We start from the raw sequence: 21,608 nt of genomic DNA on the forward strand, positions 1-21,608 counted from the left end.
CCTTCAAACGCTCCATGAAATATCGGTTCCGCATCGAGCGCGCGTGATTTTGCGCACCTTGATGAGACATGTGCCAACACTATAATTTTTGAAGGTAGGTTCGAATTCGAACGGACATTCCGAACTCATCGAAAAAAGGACGCATTGCCGCCATCCTGTCCGGTCGTCGGATCGGTAAAGTATGATGGGTGTCTCGTCCCGCCGATTTCCGCTGCGCCCATATCGGCCGGATTCACCATCGTCAGCCGCGCGCAGGAGCCTCGCATGCAGGACAACCCGCCCATTACCGAAAATCACCTGCTTGCCGCGCTGCCCGAAAACGAATGCGCTCACCTCGCCGCTCACCTGACCCTTGTCGACATGCCGTTGGGAAAAGTGCTGTACGAGTCGGGCGGCCAGCTTCATCACGTCTTTTTTCCGACCACGTCGATCGTTTCGTTGCTCTATGTGATGGAGGACGGCTCGTCCGCTGAAATCGCGATCGTCGGCCATGAGGGCATGATCGGCGTGTCGCTGTTCATGGGCGGAGAAACGACGCCGAGTCGCGCCGTCGTGCAAAGCGCGGGGCAGGCCTACCGGCTCGACGCGCGCATTCTGAAAGAAGAATTCCGGCGCGGCAATGCGATGCAACGCCTGTTGTTGCGCTATACCCAGGCGCTCATCACGCAGATGGCTCAGACTGCGGTATGCAACCGGCATCACTCGATCGACCAGCAACTTTGCCGCTGGCTGCTGCTCAGCCTCGACCGCCTGCCTTCGAACCAGTTGCGCATGACGCAGGAGCTGATCGCCAACATGCTGGGCGTGCGCAGGTCGGGCGTGACGGAAGCGGCATTGAAGCTGCAGGATGCAGGCCTCATCCGCTACAACTACGGCCATATCGAGGTGCTGGACCGACCTGGGCTCGAAAAGCGCGTGTGCGAATGCTATGGGGTGGTCAAACGCGAATTCGATCGCCTGCTTCCCGATCTGAAGCGACTCTAGCCGCCACTGCACCGCGGATGTCCGTGACGCTCCCGAAGGAGTGAAACCGGGGCATCGACACGTTCGCGCTCTCGACGAGACGGATTGCCTTCCTGCCTTCGACATGCGCGCCGCGCAACCTGCGCTAACGGTGCTTGATGTGGGGCGACTTCCGGTAATGCTTTCGATGGGCCGGGCGCGAAATCCGACGAGCAGATCATCCGCAACTTTGCGGGAGGCCGAGAACCGGGACGAGCCGGTGAAGGATCGGTGCAAGCGCCACAACATCTCGGAACAGACGTTCTATCGTTGGCGCAACAAGTTGACTCGGCGGGGTCTCTCGCAACGCGGTCAGGTACGACCAGCGCGATATCGTGCGACGAATGCGAGGCATCGACGCCCATCCCTGTGTGTGCCGTCCCGCGCGTCCCGCGTGCAGTCTCGACGACACCGCATGGCGACCTGCGCTCGACGCGCGGCGAGCGCGACGTTATCCATGCAGGACATTCAAAGTGACCGAAACGATTGGATGCCTCATCTTCGGGGCCCTACTGATTTTCATGGGACTCGTCGGATCGTCGCTCAAGCGCTTGCCGCTGAGCGCGGCCATGGTGTATCTCGGCATCGGCTTTCTGGTCGGGCCGTCCGGTATCGGTTTCCTGGCGATGACATTGCCTGATGACGTCACGCGCTTGCGCATCGCTGCCGAAATCGGCTTGCTGATCTCGCTGTTCGCGATCGGCCTGAGGCTGCGTGTCCCGCCCGCCGATCGCCGCTGGATGCTGCCGCTGCGGCTTGGCGTCGTCGCGATGATCTTCACCGTCGCGTCGATCGCCGCGCTTGGCATGCTGGTGCTGCATTTGAGTCTCGGCGTCGCGGTGCTGCTGGGTGCGATGATCGCGCCGACGGATCCCGTGCTCGCTCATGACGTCGGCGTGCGCGACGCGGGTGATGTCGAACTGGTGCGCTTTTCGTTGTCTGGCGAAGGCGGGATCAACGACGGCACGGCCTATCCGTGCGCGGTGCTCGGCCTGCTATTGTGCGATTCCAGCACGACGTCGGCGCTTCACTGGAACATGGTCGGCGGCGTTGCATGGGGTATCGCCTCCGGTGTGGGCGTCGGCTGGTTGCTTGGCTTGGCCACCGCCCGGCTCGTCGCATTTCTGCGCAGCCGTCACGGACAGGCGCTCGGCCTCGAAGGGTTTTTCGCGCTGGGCCTGATCATGCTGTCATATGGCGCGGCGCTCGCCGTTCACGGCTACGGGTTCCTGGCCGTGTTCGCTGCGGGCGTCGCGATGCGACGCGTCGAGCATCGCACGAGCGGCCGGAAGACGTCGAAGGAGACGGTCGGCGTCGTGGACAGCGAGGATGTCGAAGCCACCTCCACCAACCCCGACAAAGCTCATGCCTTCGTCGCTGAATCGGTCATGGGATTCACGATCGAGCTGGAACACATCGCCGAAGCCGTGCTGATCCTGCTGATTGGCGCGCTCGTCTCCCGCTATTGGGCCGATATGCTCACCTGGACAGGCGCGGCCGTGGTTGCGTCACTGCTGCTCGTCATCCGGCCGACCGCTACCTGGCTTGCGCTGATCGGTTCCCGAGCGTCGCGCCACCAGCGCCGGCTGATCGGCTGGTTCGGCATCCGTGGCGTGGGTTCCCTGTATTACCTGATGCTGTCCCTCGAGCAAGGGCCGCGCGCGGAACTGTTGCCGTTGGTTCCGCAAGTACTGGCCATCATCGCCGTGTCGATCGTGCTGCACGGCATTTCGGCCACGCCGCTTATGCGCCGCTATGCGTAAGACTCAGGCGGACGCCGTGGTGCGCTGCGCGCCAGCGTCGAGCGGTCCAGTGCGATGCCGCCGGCACGCAAGTGCCGGGTGGCCGGGACGCAAGTCGCCCTGCTCCTTCATGCAGGACACGTGCTCGATGCACCCGGTTCGGAACGTGCATCGAATCTTTCGATATCCAAGTAGCCGAACGCTGGCGCGGAGTCTGGCCGGCAAAGTACCGGGCGCACGCGGGTCATGGCGGACATCGCCGGAAAGCATCTGCATGACGATTTGAAGCGACGCCAACCACCACTGCACGGCATCGTACCGACTCCCCCCTTTTTCTCGCCCATTCTGTGTCTGCACACATTTGCGGCAGTGGTCGATATCGATACACGGTACGCTCCAATCAGGAGGATCCATGAAACATCATTTAGGCACACCACTTGATCAACGCGATCAGGCGACCCGACAGAAGCAGCGGGAAGATTTCGACCGCGCCGACATCGAGCGGTCCGAAAAGCGCATCCGGCAGGATGCCGGCATCAATTCCAATGCGACCAAGTGGCGTTATTCGCGTCCCGACAATCGGGCGAGATGAGCGATGCAAGGCGCCTTATGGCCTCCACGAGGCCGACCGGTGTTCAGCCGTCATATCGCGAATGGAGCGTGGCGAGCGAGTTCGCGGCTAGACGGCGCACAGCATGTGTTGCGGTGCCTTGGTTGTCGTGCGCCAACGCGCCCGATACGAGGCTTCGATCGGTTCGTGGTTTCGTATCGGTGAGACAGGCGGTCTTGCCAAGGAGCAATGTGATGAACAGGGATCAAGTGAAAGGCCGCATCGATGAAGCAAAAGGCAAACTGAAGGAAATGATCGGCAGGATCCTGGGGAATCGAACGACCAGAATGCAGGGTACGGTCAAGCAGGTCGTCGGAAAGACACAAGCCTCATTCGGTGACGCGAGAGCGCAATTCAAGAAGCGACCGTAGGGTGCGCGCGCGGCTCGTTCCGACGCGCCGCGCGATCGTGCAAGTTGCGGTTGACTCGCCGGGTGCCGATAACACACGTCTGCACCCGGCGAATTCCGTTTCCAGTCGGCCGTCACGATGCCGCAGTGTGTCGGGTGTGATCGCTGTGCGCGGCGGCAAGTGGTGTGTGCTGCTCGTCTCCCACGCCGGGAAAGAATGCGTTCCACACGTCTCGGACACCTTTCGCTACGGTCGCATCCGCGGCAATCGTCTCCTGGTCGCCCGACTTGTCCGGATCGGAGCGCAAGCCTCGCCAACGCGTAAAGGCGAGCATCGGCTTTTCGGTCCATTCGCCGTCGCCGAACTTCGCAAATGCCGTGTCGCCGCTCACCAGTCGCACTTCATACCATCCGTTGCGAACAGGCGCATACCGGTTCAGCGTAAACCATCGTGTAGATTGGATTTTCATCATTGCCTCACTTGTCCATGGAGCGTGGTACGCGACAAAACTCCCATCTCGTCCGGTCGATGCGTGCGCGCTTCCTAATAATCGGCGCACCGATTCAGCCACATCCGGCCTGCTGACGTCATATTGATGGAGCCGCCGGTGCGCGACTCGTATGCGAGCCCGTGAGTCAATAGTTCATTGGCTATGGAACGTGGAATATCGGCTTGGGAATCCGGAATTCGATCAAGCGATTTGAGGGTCTCGACGACCTCGGGTGAAAGTGGGATGCACATGGCAGCCTCCTCGGTGCTGATTTCATCGTGAACCGGACGACACGCGTTGGTCTGTACGGTATCGACTATTTTGAAGCGAATTCTTCCGCAACCGCACCGCAACCCGGTGATTTATCCGTATCGAAAATATGATTCGGCCTCCGATATTTTTATTGCGAAACCATTGTCAAGCGCGCACACTGAAGATACCTGCCGTTTTTTTTGTCAAGGCATCGGCGCCCTTGAATCCTTCGGCGCCAACGGTTGCTCTGTCAGGAGCAAATCATGACCATCCCCACTCTCGAATATCGCGGACGTGAACTCCGCGTCTATTCACAAATGCTTTTCCCGCCGTTCGGCGATCCCCACGCCCCCGGCCCGAAGCGTTTCGCTTCAATCGTGCGCATCGATACGATTCCGGCCACCTCGGCAACGGCACCGCGTTACTCGACCATTTTCGAACATGGCGCTCCGCAAACGGCGGCGCTCGCACTCGACCTGGCGATGCAATTCGGCAAGGACATCGTGGACGGCAAGATCGCCCCCCCAGCGATCTGATCCGTCCGCCGCATCCCGGCGCCTCGCGAGGCGGGCACACCTCACTCAGGAGCGATTCATGAAATACTACTCAGGCCCCGCAATTGATCGGCGCGATGACGCGACCCGGCAAAAGCAGCGGAACGATCTGGTCCGCGCCGACATCGAGCGGTCCGAAAAGCGCATCCGTCAAGATGCCGGCATCAATTCCAATGCGAGCAAGTGGCGTTATTTGCGTCCCGACAGTCGGGCGAGATGAGCGGGGCTTGCTCCGCGAACCGTTGCACGCCGGTCCCGCATGGCAGAGCACCGGCGTGTCACGATCACGCATACAGGCGCAGACGCATCGAGAAATCGGCGATCGCCTTGATGCCGCTCTGCTCCGCGCAACGGCACCAATCCTGCAACTGAACCAGCAATTGCTCGTGCGATGCGTGTGACCGCGTCCATAGCTCGAGCAACGCCTCGTACATATCCACGTACACGCGTATTCGCCGGTTCGCATTGGGGCTCGTCAACGCACGCAGATCGGGCTTGTCCCGATGGCCCCACGCCTGGCGCAGCCAGCGTTTCATGCCGAGCGCGAACGCGCGCTTGTCGTCGCGGCTCATGTCCTTGATGCGGCGCAGTTCCCGCCGGCAGGCGGGTTCGAGCATGCGCGCATAGGCGGCCATCACCGCATGCCGATTGCGGATGATCGCTTGCAGCGTTGCGTCGTCGACCACTGCCTTGTTCGGCAGCGGGCGCGGCTTCGTTGCGACTCGCCGAACGGTCGCCAGTCTCAATGCTGCCAGCAGGCGGATGTACAGCCAGCCGATGTCGAACTCGAACCAGCGGTTCGACAGCCTGGCGGACGTCACGTATGCGTGGTGATTGTTATGCAGTTCTTCCCCGCCGATCAGGATGCCCAGCGGGAAAAGGTTGGTACTCGCATCAAGCGTCGCGAAATTCCGATAACCGCTGAAGTGGCCGCAACCGTTGACCACGCCGCCGGCCCAGAACGGAATCCACATCATCTGGATCGCCCACGCCGCCACGCCGGGCAGCCCGAACAGCCCGACGTCAATCACGGCCAGCAGCCCGACGCCGAGGTTCGGATAGCGGGCATAAACGTGGCGTTCGAGCCAGTCGTCCGGCGTACCCAATCCATACCGGCGCAGCGTTTCCTCGTTCCGCACCTCCTCCCGGTACAGTTCCGCGCCGCGAAGCAGCACGGTCGCGAGGCCGCGGATTCGCGGGCTATGCGGGTCTTCCTGCGTCTCGCTCTTCGCGTGATGCTTGCGATGCACCGCGACCCACTGCGGCGTCAACATACCGGTCGTCAACCACAGCCAGAACCGGAAGAAGTGGCTGACGCACGGGTGCAGATCCAACGCGCGGTGCGCCTGACAGCGGTGCAGGTACACCGTCACGCCGATGATGGTGACATGCGTGAGCGCGAGCACGACCCACGCTAGCTGCCACCAGGACAGCCTCAGCTCACCGTTCAGAAGAAATGCCGACATATCGGTCACACTCCGAGCCATTCTCGTATAGTGCACGCTTCGCCGTGACGGCGAGTGCGCCTGCCGATTCCCTTCCCTTCATCCGGCCGGCCTGTTTTCTGATCTATTTCCCGACCTGATTGCCGACAACCCCGCCGACGGCCGCGCCGCCAACCGTACCCAATGCGCTGCCGCCCGTCAGGACCGCACCGGCGACGCCGCCGACACCTGCCCCGATCACGGTATCCGTTCCGCGGCGAGACATACCGCCGCAACCGGTCAGCACGACCATCGTCATGGTGACTATCGCCATCTCGACCGCCACGGAATGTAGCTTTCTCATGATCATCTCCTCGGGTTGCCGCTGCGTCGTCCGATCCGGCTCGACGCACGGAAGTCCATGCGCTGACGTCTCGATGGAATTCGAAACATCGGTTCATGATGGGAGGTAAATCGCGCACAGTCCGTCCGCTAACGTACCGGCCCGAATGCCAACCTGCCGACTTCCACGTCCGCCTGCCGTTTCACAGGAGCACCGCCTGCGCGGCCCCCAGCGTCACGACCACGCCATGACGCCGACCGTCGTCCACGAGCCGTACCGCTGCTTCGCCGGCGGCAAGCCGCACGCCATCCACGACGACGCGGGACACGCCGCCGCAGACGTCGTCCGGATTCTCGACGACGATGTCGTAGTGCGACGCCCCGTGACGCAGCGTTGCCCTGAAGCCCGGCCAGGATCGCGGTATGCACGGTTGAATCGACAGCAGGTCGCCCTGCCTGCGCAGGCCGAGCAGGCCTTCGACGCCCGCGCGATACAGCCAACCCGCCGAGCCGGTGTACCAGGTCCAGCCGCCCCGACCGACATGCGGCGTCACCGAATAAACGTCGGCGGCGACCACGTAGGGCTCCACCCGATAGCGATTCGCGCCGCTGCGCGTGCGGCTCCGATTGACCGGATTGAGTAGTGCGAACAGATTCGCAGCGCGATCGCCGTCGCCCATTTGCGCGAACGCGAGCACTGACCACGTGGCCGCGTGCGTGTACTGGCCGCCGTTTTCCCGGATGCCCGGCGGGTAGCCCTTGATATAACCGGGATCGACCGGCGAATGATCGAACGGAGGCGCAAACAGCAAGGCCAGGCCATCGTCGCGGCGGATCAACTGCGCTTCCAGTGCGTCCATCGCCCGTGCGGCGCGCATCGGGTCCGCCGCGCGCGACAGCACGCTCCACGACTGCGCGATCGCGTCGATCGAACATTCGGCATTGCTCGCCGAGCCGAGCGGGGTGCCGTCGTCGAAGTAGCCGCGCCGATACCACTCGCCGTCCCATCCCGCATCGGCGAGCGCAGCGCGCAACGCGCCGGCGCGCGTCAGCCAGCGCGCCGCCAGTTCGCCCGAGCCCCGCGCCGTGGCGAGCGGCGCGAACGCCGTGAGCGTCGCATGCAGGAACCACCCGAGCCAGACGCTTTCGCCCCGCCCGGCCTCGCCGACCCGGTTCATGCCGTCGTTCCAGTCGCCCGTGCCGATCAGCGGCAGGCCATGCTCGCCGAACTGCGCGAGACTGGACTCCAGCCCACGCACGCAATGCTCGAACAGCGACGCGCTCGTTTCCGAGATGCGCGGGATGAAGAACGCATCCTGCTCGTCGGCGGCCAGCGGTCGCCCGTCGACGAACGGAATCGACACATCGAGAATCGTCCGGTCGCCGCTGACGTCGACGTAGTGCGCAACCGCATGGGCGAGCCAGACGCGGTCGTCGGAGATTCGCGTGCGTACGCCGCTGCCGCTTTCGGGCAACCACCAGTGCTGCATGTCACCCTCGGGAAACTGGCGCGCCGCCGCCCGCAGCAGATGCTCGCGCGTCAGGGCCGGGCGGGCGACCGCGAGCGCCATGCCGTCCTGCAGCTGGTCGCGAAAACCGTACGCGCCGCTCGCCTGATAAAAGCCCGCACGCGCCCAGATCCGGCACGACAGCGTCTGGTACAGCAGCCAGCGGTTCAACATCAGATCCATCGCACGATCAGGCGTTTCGACCTGAACGGCGCCGAGCGTCTCGTCCCAGAACGCCGTCACGGCGGCGAATATCGCGTCGAGATCGGCCTGACGGTAATGCACGATCAACTGCCGTGCCGCCGGCGCATCGGCGCCTTCGCCGAGCAGCAAGACGATTTCGACGCTGCCGCCGGGTTCGAGATCGACCGTGGTCTGCAACGCGGCACACGGGTCGAGCCCGGCGCCGACGCGGCCCGACAACGGCGACGCGCCGGTCTTGCCCGGAAAACCGGCGGGATCGCTCAGGACTCCATTGCGGCCGATGAACTCGCGCCGGTCCGCGCTCCACGAGGTTTGCAGGCCGCATAGATCGGCGAACGCCACTCTGCCGCGATACACCTGACTCCAGTCGTTGCGGGCAAACAGCGCGCCGGTGGGCGGATCGATCTCGCTCGCGGTGTGCGGCGCCGAGGCGCTGCGCGGCGCACCCAGCGCCCACTCCGCATAGATTGCGACGGACAGCCGGCGGGGCCGGTCCGACAGGTTGCGCAGACTCAGGCGGGAAATCTTGACAGGATCGGCCAGCGGCACGAACTGCAGCAACTCGACGGCGACATCGGCCGCGGAATGCGCAAACCGGCTGTAGCCCTGGCCATGACTCGCCACGAAAGCGGTCGCGCTCGGCGCGTCGTCGCCGATCGAACCCGCCTGCGGCCCCCAGCGCACGCCAGTCTCGTCGTCGCGGATGTAGAACACTTCGCTCGGCGGATCGGTAACCGGGTCGTTTGACCACGGCGTCAGCGGATGCTCGCGGCTGTTCGTCACCCAGGTATAGCCGCCCCCCTCCGCCGACGTCAGGAAGCCGCACGACGGATTCGCGACGACGTTGACCCACGGCATCGGCGTGCATTGGCCGGGCTGCAGGATCACGACGTATTCGCGCCCGCCGTGCGCGAAACCGCCGATGCCGTTGAAGTATTCGAGACGCTCGCCGGCCGGTGCGCCTTTCGGCGGCGGGATCACGGGGGGCGGCAGCGGCGCGCGCGCGGCATCCGGGCGCGCGGGCAGCGGCGAACCCGCGAGGCGCCGCAACTGGTCCACCAGCCGGCCGTTGCGCGCGGCGAGCACGGCCCGCGCAACGGCCGGAAACAATGCGCGCGCCGCCACCGCCATCAGGTCCTCGCGCAGGACGAAAATACTGCCGCGTCCGGCTTCGCCAGGCGGCTGCCGGGGCCGCACCAGCCCCTCGAGCGCCACCTGCAAATCCTGCACATACGACGCCGCGCGCTCGTTGATAATGACCAGATCGACCTCGAGCCGCTTCATCCGCCAGTACTCGTGCGCGCGAATCAACTGCCGTACCATGGCGATGTGCTCGATGTCGTCGATCCGGACAAGCAGTATCGGCAGATCCCCCGATACGCCATGCGTCCATAACGGCGACGCGCCCATTCCGCCCGCCGCTGATACCGCCGCCGCATGGCGCAGCAGTGCGGCGGAGCCCGGCCGCATCGACGCATCGCTGTAGAGCATGTATCCGGCCAGCTGCTGGAACAACGCGGCCTCGTCGAGGCTCACCGCGCTGTGCCGCAGTTGCACCTGCGCCTGGGTCCACGCGAGCATCGCCGCACGCGCGAACGATTCGCCGTCGCGATGCTTGTCGACCAGATCGAGCAGCTGCGCGCGCGAATCCGCGACGATGGTCCAGTAGACGATGCTCGCCTTCGCGCCCGGCTCGATGCGCAGCCGATGCCGCAACGTGAACACCGCGTCCAGCACCGCGCCTTCGGAAGTACTCAGCGCACGCCGTTCGGTCAGCGCAAGCGGCAGGCGAACGCTGCGTCCGCGTCCGATGACACGCAGGCGATCGGTATCGAATTCTTCCGCGCCGACGATTTCGCCGGCAGTCACCGCCAGATGAGCGGCCCAAACTTCCGCCTCGCTCGGCGCGCGCTTGCGGCGCGTCGCCAGAATTGCGCCGGACGCCGGCATGTACTCGGTCTCGATGAACAGTTTCGAGAATGCGGGATGCGCGTGATCGGCGGTGGCGGGCGCGAGCACGATTTCCGCGTACGACGTGAATTCGATCATGCGCGGCCGGGTGCCCGTATTGGCCACCGACACCCGACGCACCTCTGCGTCGTCCTCGGCTGACACCACCACCTCGACCGACGTCGTCAAGGTGCCGTCGCGACGCACGAACTCGGCGCGATCCTCGGTGAACGTCACCTCGTAGCTGTCCGGTACCACGCCGGTGGGCTGCCACGTGGCCGACCAGACGTCGCCGTTCTCCGCGTCTCGCAGATACAGATAGCTGCCCCAATCGTCGCGCGTCGCGTCCTCCCGCCAGCGCGTAACGGCCAGATCGTCGCGACGGCTGTAGCCGGACCCCGCGGCCGTGAGCATCACCGCATAGCGGCCGTTGGACAGCAGATGCGTGACGGGAGCGGGATCGTTCGCGGACAGCAGGCGCCGCGCGACGCCGGCATCGATCCCATGCATCCTGCCGGCGGGGCGTGCGTCGACCCGCGGCCGCCCTGCCGCGACCCGGCCCGGCACCCGCTCCTGCAACAGCAGCTCGGTGGCGCGAACGGCCGGTTCCGCATGGAAGAAGGTGCGAATGCGCCCGCCCAGCAACGCATTGGCGATCGACACGATCGACATGCCCTGGTGATGCGCCATGAACGCCCGCACGATGGCAACCGGCATGCCTTCCGGCACGCGCGCGGGCGTGTAGTCAAGCGCTTCGTAGAAGCCGAAGCGTCCGCACGCGCCGGCCGCGCGCAACCGCTCGAAGTTGCGCGCGGCGGCGTCCGGCGCGACCATCGCCGCGAGCGCGGTCGCATAGGGCGCGACCACCAGGTTCTGGTCGAGATCGCGCTTGAGCCCCAACTCCGGCACGCCGAAGCTCGAATACTGATAGGTCAGCTCGATGTCGCGCGTGTTGTACGCCGACTCGGACATGCCCCACGGCAGCCGCAGCCCGTCGCCATAGGCGATCTGCCGTCGCACCACCAGGTGATTGGTACGCGCGAGCAGGCTGCTGTCCGGCGCGCGCATCACGAGCGACGGCATCAGGTATTCGAACATCGATCCCGACCACGAGATCAGCGCCGCGCCATGCCCGATCGGCGTCGCCAGGCGGCCTAGCCGGAACCAGTGGCGCGCCGGGACATCCCCTTTCGCGATCGCGACGAAACTCGCCAGGCGAGCCTCCGACGCCAGCAGGTCGTAGTTGCCCGGATCGAGCTGCCCGTCGGCCACGGCGTAGCCGATCGAGAGCAGGTTCCGCACCGGGTCGAGCAGAAAGCCGAACTCCATCGCATAGGCCATCTGCAACGCGGAATCGGCCAACACCTGAAGACGCTTGTTCAGCACGTCCGCTTCGTCCGGCGTGCGCGTCGCGTCACGGCAATGCCCTTGCACCACGTGCTCCAGCGCCTGCGCCCAGAACAGCACGTCGTCGACGTCGTCGCCCCGCACCCGGCCGATCTCGTCCATCAGCGCCCGCGCGACATCGGCGACCGTCGCGGCGAGGATCGTGATCGCGGGCCATTCCGGTGCAGCGCCCTCCCCGGCCGGCGCGGCGAGCGTCTCCTCCAGCTCGGTCGCGGCCCGCTCGAACTCGCCGTGCAAGGCCGTCCGGGCGTCGCCATCTCGGCACACGGCCTTGCACAACAGCGCCAGGGTATCGCCGATCCCTTCATGCGCGGCCTGTCGTCCCACGCCAGCGGGCTGCTTCGCCCACGCTCGGCAACCATTGCCGAGCGCGATCAGGTGCCCGGCGAGATTGCCGCTGTCGACCGACGACACATACCGCGGCTCGAGAGGCCGCAGGTCGCGCGTGGCGTACCAGTTGTAGAAATGGCCACGATAGCGCGACATCAGCCGCATCGTCGCGAGAGTCGCCTCCAGCCGCGACACCGCGTCCAGCGTGCCAAGCCAGCCGAACTCGCGGGCGCTGACGGCGGACAACAGGTACAGCCCGATATTGGTGGGCGAAGTCCGGTGCGCGTCGACGGGCTTCGGGTCCTCCTGGAAATTGTCCAGCGGCAGCATCTGATCGTCGGCCGTCACGAAAGTCTCGAAATAGCGCCAGGTCCGGCGCGCGTCGCGCCGTAGCTGGCGCGCACCGTGCGGAGCCACCGCCAGCTCGCCCGCCGGCCGCGGCGCGCGACTCAGCCAGTAGGCGATCGCGGGCGCCGCGAGCCAGACCAGCGCGAACGGAGCGGCCAGCCAGCCCGCATGACGATCGAAGCGCCAGCCCACCAGCATGCTGGTGACCGCGGCAAGCAGCGCGAGCGTCACGCCGCCGCGCATTTGCAGATAGGTGAGCGTCAGAGTCCGCCGGTCGCGCGCGCCGGCTTCGGCCGCCGTGGTCCATTCGAGCAGGTGGCGACGGCTGATCCCCACGCGAAACAGCGTGCGCGCGATCGCGTCGCCCATCGACCATGCCTGCTGCGGCAGCATGACGACCGACAGGCCGAACCGCGTCAACGCGAACTGCAGCTCCTCCGACCACGCATGGAGCACGCTGCGCGTGGTCATCTTGACGTGCGTGCGCCGCCAGCGCGGCACCAGCCCGCTCAAGACGGGCAACAGGAACGGCAGCGCGATCGTCACCAGCACGAACGCGCTCCAGGCAAACGACACGCGCAGCGGCAGCATCCATCCGGCCAGCAGCGCGACCAGCATGGCGGGCGCAGTGAGTGTACGGCGCAGGTTGTCCAGCATCTTCCAGCGGCCAACCGCCGTCAGCGGTTCGTGGCCAAAAATCAACCACGGCAGAAGCTGCCAGTCCCCGCGTGCCCATCGGTGCAGGCGTCCCGCCGCGACGTCGTAGCGGGACGGCGACGCCTCGACGACCTCGACATCCGACGCCAGCCCGGCCCGCGCGAAAATACCTTCGAACAGATCGTGACTGAGCACCGTGTTCTCCGGCACGCGGCCGGCGAGCACCGCCTCGAACGCATCGACGTCGTAGATGCCCTTACCCGCATAGGAGCCTTCGTCGAACAGATCCTGATAGACATCCGATACGGCCGATACGTAAGGATCGATGCCGTGCGCGCTCGACGACACACGCTGGAACAGCGACCCCTCGTCGCCGCTCGCGAGGGACGACGTGACACGCGGCTGAAGGACGCCGTAGCCTTCGACTATGCGCCGGCTCGCCGAATCGAATATCGGCCGGTTGAGCGGGTGCGCCATCTTGCCGATCAGGCGGCGCACGGTATCGCGCAGCAGCCGCGTATCGGCATCGAGCGTGATCACGTAGCGCACGTCAGACGGCACGCGCGGCGGCCCGCCTGCATGCGAGATGAACGTCGTGTCCGATGCACCGCGCAACAATCGGTTCAGCTCGTGCAGTTTGCCGCGCTTGCGCTCCCAGCCCATCCAGCATCGTTCGCCGTCGTTCCACACGCGCTTGCGGTGCAGCAGCAGGAAGCGCTCGCCTTCGCCCAGCGCCGCCGGATAACGGTGATTCAAGCGGTCGATACCCGCCGCCGCGGATGCCAGCAGCTCGTCGTCGCTGTCGGCGTGCGGCGTGGGCGCGTCCATCCAGTCGGAGAGCAATGCGAAGTAAAGCGCACCATCGGGGCTCGCCAGGTGATGAATTTCCAGTTGCTCGATCTGCTCGCCGAGCGCCGCTTCCGTCGTCAGCAGCACCGGCACGGCGACCATCGTGCGCAGGCCCGGCGGAATACCGTCGAGCAAGGCGAGCCCGGGCAGGATCTTCGCGCCGACATCGCGCATCACGCTGCGATTGACGAGCGCGACGGCAGCATCGAGCACGGGCAGCAGGCCGGCGAGGCCGAGCCAGATCAGCCAGTGGCCGGGCGGTTCGACGCGCGCGAGCCACACCAACATGCCCGCCAGCAGCAGCGCGACAATCAGCCCGATACGGCCGAGATAACCGCCGAGACCTGCGTGACGTGTCAGGCGCCGCAACCATAGCGCAACGGGCGGCCGATAGCCGATCTCCGCTTCAAGTGCGGCGCGCCCTTCCGCCAGCAGGTAGTAACCGGGGTCAGTCTCGCGACCCGGCGCCGCGCCGGCGGCCGACGCGCGGTTCGCGCCCTGCGCCGCCGCAGCGGCGACGACGCGGCGCGCGATCTCCCGTTCGCTGACGGGCGCGCCGCGCGCAAGCGTTTCAACCGCATCGCGATACAGGTTGCGCGTGGGGAAATCCATTTCCGCGAAGCCCGGGTGGCTGCGCAGCACCTGATCGACGAGGCTGATGCGCTCGAACAAATCGGTCCAGTCCACCTCCGAAATCAGCCGCATGCTGGTGATCACGTTGCGTACCGTCAGGCTGGCTGCGCCCTGCTGGTGGTTGACGGACGCGACGATCTGATCCGGCGTCGCGCCGCGCGCCGCGAGGTGCCGATGTAGCCATGCCAATACCGGTGCCATGGCCGGATCGTGATCGTGCAGCCGCTGAATCAACTGTACGGCGAATGCATCGTGCAATACGGCCTGCTCATAACGGGCGACGAGCGGCTCCGTCTCCTCCCGTGCCTGCCCGCGTTCGCCGAGCAGGCGATCCGCGAGCGCGTCGGCGTCGAGCCGCGCGCGCCGGTCGTCGATGATCTGATCCGCGAGCCGCCGCAGGTTTTCGATCAGCACGATCCGCAACGTGATCGCCACCGCCCACAGTTCGCCGATCGTCAGCGGTTCCACGGCCTGATACGCAAGCATGAAACGGCATAGCGCGTCGGGATCGAAACGGCTGTCGGTATGCGCGACGAATGACCAGTTAATCTCGAACACGCGCGGATATCCCGCAAACGGGCCGTTGCCGAGCTTGGGCAGTTGCCGGTAATAGCGCGGGGAAAGATCGTCACGGATCTGCCGCACCTGCTCCCCGACGAGATAGTAGTTGTCGAGCAGCCACTCCGCCGCCGGGGTGATTTCCTCGCCGCGGGCGTCCGCCGCTACCGTGTTCCGGTACGCCGTCAGCAGATGATCGGCGTTGTCCTTCAGCCGTGTGGCGAGCGACGGGCCAGAGGCCCCGGCGGGCAGCACCTTCTGCCCGCGAGCCAGGCTGCCCGCAAGCTGCGCCAGCCGCTCCTCGCCGAAGAACTCCTCGCGAATCGGGCGTGCATTGCTCCATGGCGATGTCCGGCGTCGCGAAACACGCGCAACGTGAATCTTCAACGCACTTTCTCCCGAATGACCACTCCATCCGCCCAGGCTTCCCGTCCAAAGCGTCTCACCGTCAAGCCGCTTCCGACAGAGATTTCACGGTGGGTTCGGAACGCACCGCGACGTGCTGCGCTGATTGGTCGGCGTTCGCACACGCCATCGACACGAATGCATCGCGCGTCGTGTGCAGCGCGCTCGCCTTCAGGTCGATGTCGCGCACAATGCATTTCGGTAGGCACAGCTCGATCCTCACGGAACTCGAGGTCATCCCGGTCAGGTCGATATCGAAGAACCGCCAGATTCCGTTACCCACGTCGACATCCGACGCCTGCAATATCGACATATCCGTGGTCGGCGGCGGTACAAGACGCGCGGAGCCGTCGTAGCAGGCCATGACCTGTTGCGCCGCAGCCACCAGCAACTCGCCATACGAGTCACCCGCCACATCGATTTCCGGAAAATCCGGAAGCGCGCCGCGATAGCGGGGATTCCCGTGCCGCGTGATATAGACCGGATATTTCATGACTCGCTCCTGACGGAAAATGCAACGAAAGTCATCATGCATTGCGGGGCTCGACGAATCTGTACGCTGAAGAACAGTCTGCGCGGCATGCTCAATCGCGCTTGAAGCGCAGGGAGCCTGTATTCTCAATCGGTCATGTACGGCAGCGTACCGACTGCCGAAGCCTGCAGACGCATGGTGGTACTTCACGGGCAGATTGGCGATGGATCGTAGACTTCATGGCGAGGGGTACGTCGTGACGAACGTAGGCCGTTGCGCCCCCTATCGCCTGCGCGGTTTGATTCGATTCAAGCAGTACAAGCCTGAACCATGACGCAACGCGATTTCCTGACGGAGCCGTTTGATGAACGATCACCCGAAGCGAGAAAATAATTTCCAGGACAACCAACAAGAACAGGCGGAGGCGCGTGCGACCGACGACGGCATGCCGGTCGTGGGTCCGCAGCGAAAAAACCGGCATCCCCTTTCGTGGAAAGCCGTCACGCGCAGACGATATATTTCCGATGCAAGGAAACGTCTCGGCATGGGTTTTCTATTGACCCGGTAACGTATCCCGTAGTCCATCTCCTCGCGCTCAAGCAGAACGAGGAGCCGCCCCAGCAAGGCGGATTGCGAAGCCGGCCAAACGCCGGCTTTTTACTTTGGCACGTCGCCCGTCAGGATAAACGGCGCACGTGATGCCGCCCTATCAGCTGGCGGGCCGACAGCATGGGCGATACCGTGCGCGGCGCTTGCCGGTCTTGCGCATTGCTCGCGACGAGTCGCGGCTCCGTCGCCGCGTCCCGGTACGTCATCGTACAGATTCGCATCGCGATCCGGCGCATCTTTCGAATGAGCGCCCAAATCTCCGGTGCCCGGGCGCAAGGACAATCGCGCGGACAGTCGTCGTGCTTCGTGGCGCTTGCCGCAGGTCGGCATCATCGAATGGAGCGCCACCATGAACCCCGTCACGCTATTTCTGTCCGCCGTCGTAATGCTTGCGGCGTTTGCCGTCGGCGCCCTGGTCAATCCGTATCTCGCATTACCCGTCTTCATCGTCGCCATCCTGATCGCGCTCTCCGTGAAAGTGGCGAACGTGTGGGAAAAGTTCGTGATCCTGCGCGTCGGGAAACTGCAGAGCGTCAAGGGCGCCGGATTCTTTTTGATTGTTCCGATACTGGACAACGTCGTCGCAGTGATCGACGAGCGCATTCAAACGACGGCATTCAATGCTCAAGAGGCGCTTACCAGGGATACCGTGCCGGTCAACGTCGACGCCATCATTTTCTGGCACGTACACGACGCCCAAAAAGCGGCACTGGCCATCACTGACTACCGGCAGGCCATCGATCGTGTCGCGCAAACCTCGCTGCGAGAGATGATTGGTTCGTCGATGCTGGCCACGCTGCTCTCCGATCGAAAGGCGGCCGATGAACACCTGGCAGAGGAAATCGGCAGAAAAACCGCGGATTGGGGTATCACGGTGAGGTCCGTGGAAACGCGAGACGTCGCAATCCCCGTCGCGCTGCAGGATTCGATGTCGCGGCAGGCGCAAGCCGAGCGCGAGAAGCAGGCGCGTGTGATACTCGGTTCCGCGGAGGCAGAAGTGGCGGCGAAATTCGTCGAGGCATCGAAAGTCTATGAGAATCATCCGTCCGCACTTCAATTGCGAGCGATGAACATCATCTATGAAACGACGAAGGAGCGCGGCGCCACGATTCTGATTCCGAGTTCGATGGTGGACAGCCTGAACCCCGTTCTGGCATTGGCAATTGCCGGGCACGACGTGACCGATTCGGCTTCGGTGCCGACGCTCAAGACAGCGGCATAGAGGTGCGACAGCATGTCGATGACCGCAGTAATTGCAGGCCGCAGTGGGCAGACGCCTGCATACCGAGCCATTGCCGCTCGTTCAGCACGAAAGGCCCGACCTCTAGGAGCGCTCTGCCCGGAGAGTGAAAGAATCGCTCGAAGCCAAATGGCGGAAGGCAGCCGGAGTCGAACCGACCCGGGAGTGTCTGACACCCCCAACTGGATTTGAAGTCCAGCCGTACCACCGGATACGAATGCCTTCCGACGAGAGAAGAACCAAAAGAACGAGAAGAACGCCGAGCGCGTTACGCCTGAATACTCGCCCAACCGCTGTCAGGCCGCAGGAAGTGGAGATCCCGGTGGAAGCGAGTATACCCAACCCGATCGAAGAACTCGAGAATCTGGATCGCGCGCTTGCGGCCGAGCCCCGTCGCGTCGCGAAACGTCGCCGCATCGAGCCCGCCGCCGCGCGTCGGCGCGAGATCCGCAACGAGCCCGGCCAGCTCGCGCACGATATCCGCGTGATAGAACAGGTCACGCACGACCTGCTGCACGTCGCCGCGCCGCGCGAGCTTGCGCAGCAGCGCCCGCACGGCCTCCTCCGCCGTGCCGGTGTCGCGCGCCAGATCGCGGACCCACGGCGGATCGAAGCGCCCGGCGTGAATCAGCGGCAGCAGTTGCCGCGCCAGCGCTTCCTCGCGTGCATCGAAACTCACCGAATGCGACGGCAGGTGCAGCCAGGGCCCGCTACGCGCGACCTCCCCGCCGTCCACCAGTGCATCGACCAACGCACGCCACAGCGCATCGCCGACGAGCGGCGCCACCATCCGCCGCAGGCGTGCCGCGTCGAGCCCCTGCTCGTCCGGTACGCGCTCGTGATACGCGCGCAGCGTGTCGATCGTGCGCGCCTGCAGCGCCAGCCAATGCGCCCGCGCCATCACGGTGCCATCGTTCGACGCAGCGTCGCGCTGGCCAATCGCCAGCGCGTCGTCCGGCAACGCGAGCACGTCGGGCGCCAACCCGGTGAGGTGCGTGAGCATCGCTCGGGCGATACCGAGCGGCGCCTGCGCGAGCAGCGCATCGAGCCGTCCTTCGTCGAGCCACGCCTCCAGTGCATCGAGCCATGCGCGGCGCGCGGGCGTGCGGCGCTTGCGCGCGGGACCGAACGGGTCGAGCACACGGCCGCCGCCGACCGTGCGCGTCGCTTGCGGATTGCGAACGATGAAGCGATCGCCCGGCAGCGCGAACACGGGTTCGTCGAACACCAGTTGCACGCGCATCTTCTGGCCGGCCGCGAGCGTATCGCCGTCGAGGAGCGCGACGTGCGCGACGCGATGCAGCGTGCCGAGATGCACGTGCAGCGGCGCCCAGTGCGTCAGCGTGAGCCCCGCGTCGGCCAGCAGCGTCAGTTCAACGTCAAGCCGCGGCGACGTCGCGACGAGCCGCGCATCCGCGACGGTATCGCCACGTTCGACGTCCGCCTTGTCGACGCCGGCCAGGTTCAGCGCGCAGCGCTCGCCCGCGCGGCCCGCGTCGACCGGTCGGTTCTGAGCATGGATGCTGCGCACGCGCGCCGCGCCGCCGGTGCGCACGACCGCGAGCGTGTCGCCGGTCGCTACGCGCCCCGCGAACGCGGTGCCCGTCACGACGGTGCCCTGCCCGGCGAGCGTAAACACGCGATCGACCGCGAGCCGGAACAGGCCGTCGTCGCGATGCGCGCGCCACGCGAGCGCCGCATCGGCGAGGAAACGCTTCAATGCGGCGACGCCCGGATCGTCGTCGCGCGTCGCGCAGGTTTCAAAAATCGGCGCACCGTCGAGCGTGGAGCCGTGCAGCCACGCGGCGATCTCGTCGCGCACCGCCGCCACGCGTGCGGCGTCGACGCGATCGCACTTCGTCAGCGCGACCGCGCCATGCGTCACGCCGAGCAGTTGCAGGATCGCGAGATGCTCGCGGGTCTGCGGCATCACGCCGTCGTCGGCGGCGATCACGAGCAGCGCGAAGTCGATTCCGCACGCGCCGGCCGCCATCGTATGAACCAGCTTCTCGTGGCCCGGCACGTCGATCAGGCCGAGCACGTCGCCGTTCTCGAGCGGCGTATACGCATAGCCGAGTTCGATCGAGATGCCGCGCGCCTTCTCTTCCTTCAAGCGGTCGGTGTCGACGCCCGTCAGCGCCCGCACGAGCGTCGTCTTGCCGTGATCGATATGTCCCGCAGTACCGACGATCATTCAGCGGGCCCTGCAAGCCGCACGCATTGCGCGACGAATGTCACTTCGTCGGCCGCTTCGAGGCAACGCAGATCGAGCCGCAGCGCATTGTCGGCCACGCGGCCGATCACCGGACGCGGCCATTCGCGCAAACGCTTCTCGAGCTGCGCGAGCGCACGGCCGCCGCGCTTGCCGTCCGGCGTGCGCACGACGAGCCCGGCGCTCGGCAATTGATCGAGCGGTAGCGCACCGCTGCCGATCTGGCTGAACATCGGCTCGACGCGCACGTCGAAGCCGCTGCCGAGCGCGGCCTGCAACGCCGGCCGCACGCGCTCGGCGGCCTCGGTGATGTCACGTTGCGGCCGCGTCAGCAGCCGCAGCGTCGTGAGCCGCTCGCACAGGAATTCCGGCGCCTGGTAGAGCCGCAGCACGGGTTCGAGCGCGGCGAGCGTCAGCTTGCCGACGCGTAGCGCACGCTTGAGCGGGTGTTTCTTGATCTTCGCGACGAGCGCGCGATCGCCGACGATCAGGCCGGCCTGCGGCCCGCCGAGCAGCTTGTCGCCGCTGAACGTGACGAGGTCCGCGCCGGCCGCGATGGTTTCCTGCACGGTCGTCTCGTGCGGCAGGCCCCATTGCGACAGATCGGCGAGCGTGCCGCTGCCGAGATCGACCGCCACCGGCAGCCCATGCTCGCGCGCAAGTGGCGCGAGTTCGGCCAGCGTCACTTCCTTCGTGAAGCCGCTGATCGCGTAATTGCTGCAGTGCACCTTCATCAGCATCGCCGTGCGCGGGCCGATGGCCTCCGCATAGTCGCGCAGATGGGTGCGGTTGGTCGTGCCGACTTCATGCAGCTTCGCGCCCGCACGGCTCATGATGTCGGGGATGCGGAATGCGCCGCCGATCTCGACCAGTTCGCCGCGCGACACGACGACTTCCTTCTTCGCTGCCAGCGCCGACAGCGTCAGCAGCACGGCCGCGGCATTGTTGTTGACGACGGTCGCGGCTTGCGCGCCGGTCAGTTCGCACAGCAGATCGTCGATCAGATCGTCGCGGTCGCCGCGGCGGCCGGTGGCGAGATCGAATTCGAGGTTCACGGGCTGCGTGAGCGCGTCGACCACCGCGCGCACCGCGTCGTCGGGCAACAGCGCGCGCCCGAGATTCGTATGCAGCACGGTGCCCGTCAGGTTGTACACCGCGCGCACGGCGCCCGCGCTCCGCGCGGCCAGCGTGCGGCCGACGGCAGCCGCAATGCGCGGCTCGTCGAGCGGCTCGGCCGCAGCCGGATCCTGCTGCGCGGCGGTACGCCAGCGTTCGAGTTCGGCGCGCACCGCGTTCAGCACGCGCGTGCGGCCATAGTCGGCGAGCAGCGGCTGCAGCGGCGCCGACGACAGCACGCGCTCGACCGACGGTACGCGCGCGAGGACGGCATTCAGTTCATTCAAACCCGGTTCGCTCACGTAAGGGTGGCTCCATTTCCATGCGGGGCTGGCGGCAGGCGC

The 21,608-nt window shown here is 65.6% G+C and carries 15 protein-coding genes, 1 tRNA gene and 1 pseudogene; 9 read left to right on the forward strand and 8 right to left on the reverse strand.

The genetic code is table 11. The features are described 5' to 3' along the window. Positions 1-264 precede the first annotated feature (264 nt). The 5 genes and pseudogenes from FFI87_RS25340 (at position 265) to FFI87_RS25360 (ending at position 3,725) form a co-directional block, all read left to right on the forward strand. Entirely contained in the window at positions 265-984 is a 720-nt protein-coding gene (locus FFI87_RS25340) for a Crp/Fnr family transcriptional regulator (protein ID WP_012365728.1), read from the forward strand. A 195-nt stretch (positions 985-1,179) separates the two neighbouring features. Then, positions 1,180-1,642: pseudogene (locus FFI87_RS34980) on the forward strand (transposase). Further along, positions 1,524-2,765, forward strand: a complete 1,242-nt coding sequence (locus FFI87_RS25350; RefSeq protein WP_261378653.1) for a cation:proton antiporter — start codon at positions 1,524-1,526, stop codon at positions 2,763-2,765. The pseudogene FFI87_RS34980 and the gene FFI87_RS25350 overlap by 119 nt, the downstream one beginning before the upstream one ends. Before the next feature lie 391 nt (positions 2,766-3,156). Further along, positions 3,157-3,336 carry a hypothetical protein gene (locus FFI87_RS25355; protein WP_006755260.1) on the forward strand — a complete coding sequence of 60 codons (180 nt, stop codon included), beginning with the start codon at positions 3,157-3,159 and terminating at the stop codon, positions 3,334-3,336. 212 nt (positions 3,337-3,548) lie between these two features. Then, positions 3,549-3,725 (forward strand): CsbD family protein, encoded by a 177-nt coding sequence (locus FFI87_RS25360; RefSeq protein WP_012365726.1) that lies wholly within the window; start codon positions 3,549-3,551, stop codon positions 3,723-3,725. A gap of 112 nt (positions 3,726-3,837) precedes the next feature. Here FFI87_RS25360 and FFI87_RS25365 read toward each other — a convergent pair whose 3' ends face one another. Next, positions 3,838-4,173, reverse strand: a complete 336-nt coding sequence (locus FFI87_RS25365; protein ID WP_012365725.1) for a hypothetical protein — start codon at positions 4,171-4,173, stop codon at positions 3,838-3,840. Between the two features lie 536 nt (positions 4,174-4,709). Here FFI87_RS25365 and FFI87_RS25375 point away from each other — a divergent pair. Beyond that, positions 4,710-4,982, forward strand: coding sequence for a hypothetical protein (locus FFI87_RS25375; protein ID WP_012365723.1), 273 nt, complete (start codon positions 4,710-4,712; stop codon positions 4,980-4,982). A gap of 58 nt (positions 4,983-5,040) precedes the next feature. Next, on the forward strand, positions 5,041-5,220 hold the full coding sequence (locus FFI87_RS25380) for a hypothetical protein (RefSeq protein ID WP_138848606.1): 180 nt from the start codon (positions 5,041-5,043) through the stop codon (positions 5,218-5,220). Between the two features lie 64 nt (positions 5,221-5,284). Here FFI87_RS25380 and FFI87_RS25385 read toward each other — a convergent pair whose 3' ends face one another. The 4 genes from FFI87_RS25385 to FFI87_RS25400 form a co-directional block, all read right to left on the reverse strand. Next, positions 5,285-6,466: a fatty acid desaturase gene (locus FFI87_RS25385; RefSeq protein WP_012365721.1), complete on the reverse strand. Its 1,182-nt coding sequence runs from the start codon at positions 6,464-6,466 to the stop codon at positions 5,285-5,287. 103 nt (positions 6,467-6,569) lie between these two features. Then, positions 6,570-6,788, reverse strand: coding sequence for a glycine zipper 2TM domain-containing protein (locus FFI87_RS25390; RefSeq protein ID WP_012365720.1), 219 nt, complete (start codon positions 6,786-6,788; stop codon positions 6,570-6,572). Between the two features lie 181 nt (positions 6,789-6,969). Then, positions 6,970-15,597: a GH36-type glycosyl hydrolase domain-containing protein gene (locus FFI87_RS25395; RefSeq protein WP_138848605.1), complete on the reverse strand. Its 8,628-nt coding sequence runs from the start codon at positions 15,595-15,597 to the stop codon at positions 6,970-6,972. 61 nt (positions 15,598-15,658) lie between these two features. Continuing rightward, positions 15,659-16,108 (reverse strand): type II toxin-antitoxin system HicB family antitoxin, encoded by a 450-nt coding sequence (locus FFI87_RS25400; RefSeq protein WP_138848604.1) that lies wholly within the window; start codon positions 16,106-16,108, stop codon positions 15,659-15,661. Between the two features lie 343 nt (positions 16,109-16,451). Between FFI87_RS25400 and FFI87_RS25405 the strand changes: the two genes are divergently transcribed. After that, on the forward strand, positions 16,452-16,655 hold the full coding sequence (locus FFI87_RS25405; RefSeq protein WP_012365717.1) for a hypothetical protein: 204 nt from the start codon (positions 16,452-16,454) through the stop codon (positions 16,653-16,655). Between the two features lie 390 nt (positions 16,656-17,045). Next, the gene (locus tag FFI87_RS25410) at positions 17,046-17,918 is read left to right on the forward strand and encodes a slipin family protein (RefSeq protein ID WP_012365716.1); all 873 of its coding nucleotides are present in this window, start codon (positions 17,046-17,048) and stop codon (positions 17,916-17,918) included. 148 nt (positions 17,919-18,066) lie between these two features. On the opposite strand, the gene FFI87_RS25415 is transcribed toward FFI87_RS25410, so the two are convergent. The 3 genes from FFI87_RS25415 to selA form a co-directional block, all read right to left on the reverse strand. Further along, a tRNA-Sec gene (locus tag FFI87_RS25415) sits at positions 18,067-18,162 on the reverse strand. Positions 18,163-18,204: 42 nt separating this feature from the next. Beyond that, positions 18,205-20,130, reverse strand: a complete 1,926-nt coding sequence (selB, locus tag FFI87_RS25420) for a selenocysteine-specific translation elongation factor (protein ID WP_138848603.1) — start codon at positions 20,128-20,130, stop codon at positions 18,205-18,207. After that, complete coding sequence (selA, locus tag FFI87_RS25425) at positions 20,127-21,566, reverse strand: L-seryl-tRNA(Sec) selenium transferase (RefSeq protein ID WP_138848602.1); 1,440 nt, start codon at positions 21,564-21,566, stop codon at positions 20,127-20,129. The genes selB and selA overlap by 4 nt, the downstream gene beginning before the upstream one ends. Positions 21,567-21,608 lie beyond the last annotated feature (42 nt).

This window comes from Burkholderia sp. KBS0801 (genome assembly GCF_005937855.2).
GTDB lineage: Bacteria > Pseudomonadota > Gammaproteobacteria > Burkholderiales > Burkholderiaceae > Burkholderia > Burkholderia ambifaria.

Coding starts and splice junctions, on each gene's coding strand:
- FFI87_RS25340 (WP_012365728.1), top strand. CDS start 265: ATGCAGGACAACCCGCCCATTACCGAAAATCACCTGCTTGCCGCGCTG.
- FFI87_RS25350 (WP_261378653.1), top strand. CDS start 1,524: ATGGGACTCGTCGGATCGTCGCTCAAGCGCTTGCCGCTGAGCGCGGCC.
- FFI87_RS25355 (WP_006755260.1), top strand. CDS start 3,157: ATGAAACATCATTTAGGCACACCACTTGATCAACGCGATCAGGCGACC.
- FFI87_RS25360 (WP_012365726.1), top strand. CDS start 3,549: ATGAACAGGGATCAAGTGAAAGGCCGCATCGATGAAGCAAAAGGCAAA.
- FFI87_RS25365 (WP_012365725.1), bottom strand. CDS start 4,173: ATGAAAATCCAATCTACACGATGGTTTACGCTGAACCGGTATGCGCCT.
- FFI87_RS25375 (WP_012365723.1), top strand. CDS start 4,710: ATGACCATCCCCACTCTCGAATATCGCGGACGTGAACTCCGCGTCTAT.
- FFI87_RS25380 (WP_138848606.1), top strand. CDS start 5,041: ATGAAATACTACTCAGGCCCCGCAATTGATCGGCGCGATGACGCGACC.
- FFI87_RS25385 (WP_012365721.1), bottom strand. CDS start 6,466: ATGTCGGCATTTCTTCTGAACGGTGAGCTGAGGCTGTCCTGGTGGCAG.
- FFI87_RS25390 (WP_012365720.1), bottom strand. CDS start 6,788: ATGAGAAAGCTACATTCCGTGGCGGTCGAGATGGCGATAGTCACCATG.
- FFI87_RS25400 (WP_138848604.1), bottom strand. CDS start 16,108: ATGAAATATCCGGTCTATATCACGCGGCACGGGAATCCCCGCTATCGC.
- FFI87_RS25405 (WP_012365717.1), top strand. CDS start 16,452: ATGAACGATCACCCGAAGCGAGAAAATAATTTCCAGGACAACCAACAA.
- FFI87_RS25410 (WP_012365716.1), top strand. CDS start 17,046: ATGAACCCCGTCACGCTATTTCTGTCCGCCGTCGTAATGCTTGCGGCG.
- selB (WP_138848603.1), bottom strand. CDS start 20,130: ATGATCGTCGGTACTGCGGGACATATCGATCACGGCAAGACGACGCTC.